The following is a 6,253-nucleotide window of genomic DNA, read 5'->3' on the forward strand; positions in this document are numbered from 1 at the left end:
ATTCAAATCCTTCAAAGAATTTTTGCCAAGATTCATCAATAGAAGTAGGGTCAGCTTTGTAAGCACGGTACAATTCATCTACGTAATTGCCGTGTGCATTGGCGATATACGAATATTTATCCATAAAACTGCAAGGTTGAATGAAAGCGAAAAATAAAGAAATTTTGCAAATCTAACAAAATTTTTGATTGGCAAATAAAAGCCTAAAAAAGCCAAAAGCCCTTGCACGCAAGGCAAGGGCTTGGGTAGGTGAGCAGAAAACCTTACTTCATAATGGTTACTGTGCCTTTGAAAACTTTTGAGGTATAGTCTATGACATAGAAATACGCACCTGCGGGTAAATTTCCGCCGTCCCATTTGAAATCACGTTGTTTGCTTTCAAATACGGCTTTGCCCCAGCGGTTGTAAATTTTAATACCATTGTATTTGTATAAACAATTATCAGCAGGTAAAAATCTGTTGAATTCTGCAATAGCGGGCAGATTTTCCATTTCAAAAAAGTCGTTGATGCCATCACCATTCGGGGTAAAAATATTGGCGGGCAAAAAGGCATCTACATTAGAAAAATCATCACGAACTTTTATCTTGATAGTCATTTGAGCATCGGCAATATCGCAAGAATTATTTTTTTCTACCAAGAAAATATCTACCAAATACTCATCATTTTGCCCATTGGTTTTAATAAATCGGCAATCGGGTTTCCAAATGAAATCGGTGGTAAAGCGTCCTTTACCTTCTATGGGGGTAAAGGTAATATCAAGGCTATCAATATTGAAATTTCTGCCTACGGCAAAGATTTTGAGCGAATCGTTATCGCGGTCGAAGGCTTGGAAAGTAATTTTTACTTCCTGCCCTGCGGGTAAGTAAGGGTTTGCGGTAAGTGTAGGAATATCAAAATTAGGAGTTGCCGCAATAATAGAAAGCGAGGGAGGGTTGTTGAAACGTGGTTTGACTTTAAACCTTACAAAGAGCGTATCAATCCCTCTTACAGGGCAACCTTGGTCATCTCCAATAATGCCAAATTCAAATATTTCATCACCTCGGAAACTATACAAACACTCTCGCCAACAGAAACGCACCACTCCGATTCCCGAGCTGTTGATAGTAACACCACCAACAGGCTGATTATTAGAGTTTCTGAAAGGACGATAGTTGTTTTGTGTAAGTCTTTGAGCATTGGCATTCAAAGGCAAATAAGTAAGGCGAATATTTTGATTAGGCGTATCAAAGATTTGCAAATTCAGACATAGACCTTTGTTGGCATCTAATTCGTACAAAGAATTTTCATTGTAGATGCTATTATCTTGCAGTTGCAAGCGTATTTGCGGAACGGGGTTATCCTCTTGGCAGTTTTTTACCAAAATCTGATAATCTCGGCGAACTTCACCGATTTTTACGCCCCCTCGGTATTCTTCACACAGAACGGAAAAAACAAATAGCCCTGTTCTGTTCGGATTGCCCGATAGCACTCCTGTTGTTGGATTTACGCTAAGTGGTTGTCCTACATTGCTGGGTATGGCATTGGTAGCAGAGTATCCTGTTGCCCAAGTGATTTCCGTGGGAGGATAAGGGTTATAGGTTGCAGGTGGGGCAGGATTAGGGTTGAAATTGGAAGCGATACCATTGTAAGGTGTAACCATTGAATATACGAGCTGGTCGCCATCGGGGTCGGTAGCTCCAAAAGGGAAAGTAAAGTTATTGAATAAACACAAATAACTGGTTTGGGGTGTAGGAAAAACGGGGCTATTGTTGATAAAAGGATTTCCCCCTTGAATAATAGCAGGAAACTCTAAATAAAAAGAGTTAGCGGCATTGCCCGGAGACACAATATTGGTGATAGCATTATTTCTGCAACATCTTTCCCAAGTTACATAGTAGCCCTGTATATCTGAATAATTAGCAGGATTTAGAGTAACTTGTGCTTCATAGACGAGCTTGGTAAAACGTAAAAGAACTTGATTAGTACAAGTGTCCGCAGGGAATTGCAAATCAGTTTCTTGTACCAGTGGCATTGTGAGGGTTTGAATACGCGTATTGTTAGATTTGCGATAAAAGCCTATCGTAATGCTATTGTCTTTCACGTTAGAAACCCTATCCCAATACATATTGAGATTCATACGATAGGTTGTTCCTGAAAGAAAAGTCATTTGCAATTCGCCACCTACAATGTGGGTTGCCGAAGCAAAGTAACTTCCAAAGCTAATAAGCAAGAGTAGTAAAATTTTTCTCATTGCGTTCTTGTTTTAAGAGGTTTTATCTGCAAAAATAATAAATTTCTTTGTAGTAACCGAATTTTTTTTGGTTTTTTTGGAAAAATTGTAATTTTCTTTGCTTTTGTGATGCTTGTCTTATCAGGAATAAAAACCTTGTAAATTACCGAAAATTCGGTAGGTCTTAAAAAATCTTTGGTATAAAATTTCGCATTTCTTTGTTTATCCCAAAAAATATTCGTTATTTGCCTTTTAATTCGTTCTGATGCGTATAGTTATAGAGCCTCAATATTTACCAAGCATTGCGTATTTTTGTGCTTTGCGAAGGGCAGAGCAAATTAATTTAGAAATTTATGAATATTACGAAAAGCAAAGCTATCGTAATAGGTGCTATATCAATACTTCGCAAGGAAAAATGCTTTTAAGCGTACCTGTAAAGCACTTGGGGAAGCAAATTTTCAGAGATGTACGTATAGATTATAGCGAAAACTGGGTAGATGTGCATTGGCGTAGTATTGCTTCGGCTTATGGGAAAGCTCCCTTTTTTGAGTATTTTGCAGAGAGTTTCCAAAAAATTTTGTACCAAAAACCTGCCTTTTTGTTAGATTTGAATATAAACTTAATGACAAATTGTCTAAAAATTTTAGGTTGGCAAAAAGTTTGGTTTTTCTCTGAAAAATATGTAGATTTAAGTCCTGATTTGGTGGATTTGCGTTCAGCAATACACCCCAAAAAAACAGAAAAAATCAAAGATTTTTACAAACCTTATCCTTATTTGCAAGTGTTTGGCAATAAATTTGAGGAGAATTTGAGTGTGATAGACTTGATTTTCTGTGAGGGTAGGCAAAGTTCCTCTATCATAGAACAAAGTATTCCGAACAAATAACAGAAATGAATTGTTTAAGAAACTGAAAAGCATTTGTAGCCAATGGAAGCAAAATTTTCTAATCAAGTAAAAGAGGTTATTTCGCATAGCAAAGAAGAGGCTTTGCGTTTAGGACACAATTATATAGGCACAGAACACATTATTCTGGGCTTATTGAAAGAAGAAGACAGCAAAGCCGTCAAGGTACTCAAACAGCTTGGTGTTTCGCTTGATGAACTCAAATACGTAATTGAGCAAACCATCAAAGGTACAGCAACTTACGATGTAAAAAGCATTGCCAATATATCGCTCACCAAACAATCAGAAAAGGCTCTGAAAGTAACCTATTTAGAAGCACGCATTTTCAAAAGCAATGTAATTGGCACAGAACATCTTTTACTTTCTATTTTGAGAGAGGAAGATAATCTTGGCTCGCAGATACTGGCACGCTTCAATGTAACTTATGAAACGGTCAAGCGAGCTTTGGAAGACGAAGATTATACCATTCCTCACGCAGGTCCCGATACTGATGATGCCGATGATGACCAAGGCAGAATTTTTGGAGGTGGCGGTGGAGGTATTCGCGAAGGCAAAGAAAAATCTAAAAGCTCAACACCCGTTTTGGACAATTTTGGCAGAGATTTGACCAAAATGGCAGAACAAGGCAAATTGGACCCTATTATTGGCAGAGAAAAAGAAATTGAACGTGTAGCCCAAATCCTTTCTCGCCGCAAGAAAAACAACCCTATTCTTATCGGAGAACCCGGCGTGGGTAAAACAGCTATTGCAGAGGGTTTAGCCTTGAAAATTGTGCAGAAAAAAGTTTCTCGTGTGCTTTTCAACAAAAGAGTTGTTACACTTGATTTGGCTTCGCTTGTCGCAGGAACAAAATATCGCGGGCAGTTTGAGGAGCGTATGAAAGCCGTGATGAATGAGCTGGAAAAATCGCCTGATGTTATTCTTTTCATAGATGAATTGCACACCATAGTAGGAGCAGGAGGAGCAAGTGGCTCTCTTGATGCTTCCAATATGTTCAAACCTGCTTTGGCTCGGGGCGATATTCAATGTATTGGGGCTACTACGTTGGACGAGTACCGCCAATATATTGAAAAAGATGGAGCTTTGGCTCGCCGCTTTCAGGTAGTAATGGTAGAGGCAACCACACCCGAAGAAACCATTGAAATTTTACACAATATCAAGGATAAATATGAAGACCACCACCACGTTTATTATACCAAAGAAGCTATTGAGGCTTGTGTAAAACTTTCAGACCGCTATATTTCTGATAGGTTTTTGCCCGATAAAGCCATAGATATAATGGACGAGGCAGGAGCAAGAGTGCATATCAATAATATTCAAGTGCCTGATGATATTTTGAGATTGGAGGAGCAGATTGAAAATATTAAAAAGGAAAAAACACTTGTTGTAAAAAGTCAGAAGTACGAGGAAGCCGCCCAGTTGCGTGATAAAGAAAAACGCTTGCAAGACCAACTGGAGCGTGCCAAATTGGCTTGGGAAGAAGAAACTAAAAAGAAACGTTATACCGTAACTGCCGAAAATGTTGCAGAGGTGGTAGCAATGGTTACAGGAATTCCTGTGCAAAGAGTAGCCCAAAGCGAAAGTGCTAAAATTTTACAAATGGGCGAAGCCCTGAAAGGTAAAGTTATTGGACAAGACCAAGCCATCGAAAAACTTGTCAAGGCTATTCAACGCACGCGTGTAGGGCTGAAAGACCCTAAAAAACCTATCGGCTCTTTTGTTTTCTTAGGTCCCACAGGCGTAGGGAAAACCGAACTTGCCAAAGTGCTTGCCACTTACCTTTTTGATAGGGAAGATGCTTTGGTGCGTATTGATATGAGCGAGTATATGGAAAAGTTTTCTGTTTCTCGTCTTGTTGGGGCACCTCCCGGCTATGTGGGTTACGAAGAGGGCGGACAGCTAACCGAAAAAATCAGACGTAAGCCTTATAGTGTAGTATTGCTTGATGAAATTGAAAAAGCCCACCCCGATGTGTTCAATATATTGCTTCAAGTGCTTGATGATGGTATTCTTACCGATGGCTTGGGCAGAAGGGTAGATTTCAAAAATACCATTATCATAATGACTTCTAATATCGGTGTGAGAGATTTGAAAGATTTTGGTACAGGTATTGGTTTTGCTACCAAAGCCCGTACCGAAAATATGGACGAGGCTGTGAAAGCCACTATTCAAAACGCACTGCGAAAAGCCTTTTCGCCTGAGTTTCTCAACCGCCTTGATGATGTAATTATTTTCAACTCACTTGAAAAACATCATTTACACCAAATCATTGATTTGATGCTCAAAAAAGTATTTGCTCGCATAGAAGCTTTGGGCTACAATATTGAAGTTACCGAAAAAGCCAAAGATTTTCTTGCCGAAAAAGGCTACGACCCACAATACGGAGCAAGACCTTTGGGAAGAGCGATACAGAAATATTTAGAAGACCCTATCGCCGAAGAAATTCTCAAAAACGAAATGGAGCAAGGTGATACACTGATTGCAGACTATTCGGGTGAGGGAGAAGTGCTTACTTTTTCGGTGAAAGATACCAAAGCCGTTTAGAAAAGTTATCAAAATATGCAAAAGACCTGCAAAAAATCATTTTGCAGGTCTTTTCTTTTTACTCTTTGTATTGCTGAATTAGCCTAAACAAGGCTTTTTGAACCTCTAAATCCTCAAAAAACTCATATAAAAGTGTATGATGTTCGTAATGTGTGCTTAAAGCGACTTCTAAATTTTGCAGAGCCTCTTTGTATCTGCCCAAAGAGAGCATATAGGCTATTTGGCGATAGATGAGTTGGGGTTCATCAGGCGTTTCTGCCAGTCCTTCTTCAATAGTGGCAAGAGCCTTATGATAGTCGCCTTGTTCATAAAAAACCATAGACCAGTTGAGCCAAACATCGGCTTGCGAGGGGTCTAATTCGGCGGCAGTCTGATAGGCTTCAAGAGCTGAAAAGGTATTACCAAAATTGTATTCGGTATCGGCGAGAGCAAGCCAGTAAGCAGGGTTGTTGTTATCTAGCTCTATGGCTTTCTTGAAAACATTGAGGGCTTCCAACCATTTTTCTTGTGCATACAAACAACAACCTACTCCATACCAAGCCTCGTGCCAGTGGGAATTTAATTTTATGGCTTTACGATAGTATTCAGTAGCTTG

General features: G+C 39.3%; 5 protein-coding genes. 2 read left to right on the forward strand and 3 right to left on the reverse strand.

What is annotated here, in order from left to right; translation table 11 throughout:
• Both ACWITO_RS00090 and ACWITO_RS00095 read right to left on the reverse strand, forming a co-directional pair.
• Positions 1 to 124: 2-oxoglutarate dehydrogenase E1 subunit family protein (locus ACWITO_RS00090; RefSeq protein ID WP_448527969.1), on the reverse strand; the 124-nt coding region annotated here is incomplete at its 3' end.
• Positions 125 to 263: 139 nt separating this feature from the next.
• Positions 264 to 2,231 carry a gliding motility-associated C-terminal domain-containing protein gene (locus ACWITO_RS00095; RefSeq protein ID WP_448527965.1) on the reverse strand — a complete coding sequence of 656 codons (1,968 nt, stop codon included), beginning with the start codon at positions 2,229 to 2,231 and terminating at the stop codon, positions 264 to 266.
• 244 nt (positions 2,232 to 2,475) lie between these two features.
• On the opposite strand from ACWITO_RS00095, the gene ACWITO_RS00100 reads away from it, so the two are divergent.
• A complete protein-coding gene (locus tag ACWITO_RS00100) occupies positions 2,476 to 3,096 on the forward strand; it encodes a WbqC family protein (protein WP_448527966.1) in 621 nt (206 codons plus the stop codon).
• Between the two features lie 42 nt (positions 3,097 to 3,138).
• The gene (locus tag ACWITO_RS00105) at positions 3,139 to 5,658 is read left to right on the forward strand and encodes an ATP-dependent Clp protease ATP-binding subunit (RefSeq protein ID WP_448527967.1); all 2,520 of its coding nucleotides are present in this window, start codon (positions 3,139 to 3,141) and stop codon (positions 5,656 to 5,658) included.
• Positions 5,659 to 5,716: 58 nt separating this feature from the next.
• Here the strand turns inward: ACWITO_RS00105 and ACWITO_RS00110 are convergent.
• The coding region (locus tag ACWITO_RS00110) for a tetratricopeptide repeat protein (protein WP_448527968.1) at positions 5,717 to 6,253 on the reverse strand (537 nt) is incomplete at its 5' end.

Source organism: Raineya sp., assembly GCF_053497555.1.

Excerpts from the sequence above, each read along its gene's own strand:
- ACWITO_RS00105 (WP_448527967.1), top strand. The coding sequence starts at position 3,139 with ATGGAAGCAAAATTTTCTAATCAAGTAAAAGAGGTTATTTCGCATAGC.
- ACWITO_RS00100 (WP_448527966.1), top strand. The coding sequence starts at position 2,476 with ATGCGTATAGTTATAGAGCCTCAATATTTACCAAGCATTGCGTATTTT.
- ACWITO_RS00095 (WP_448527965.1), bottom strand. The coding sequence starts at position 2,231 with ATGAGAAAAATTTTACTACTCTTGCTTATTAGCTTTGGAAGTTACTTT.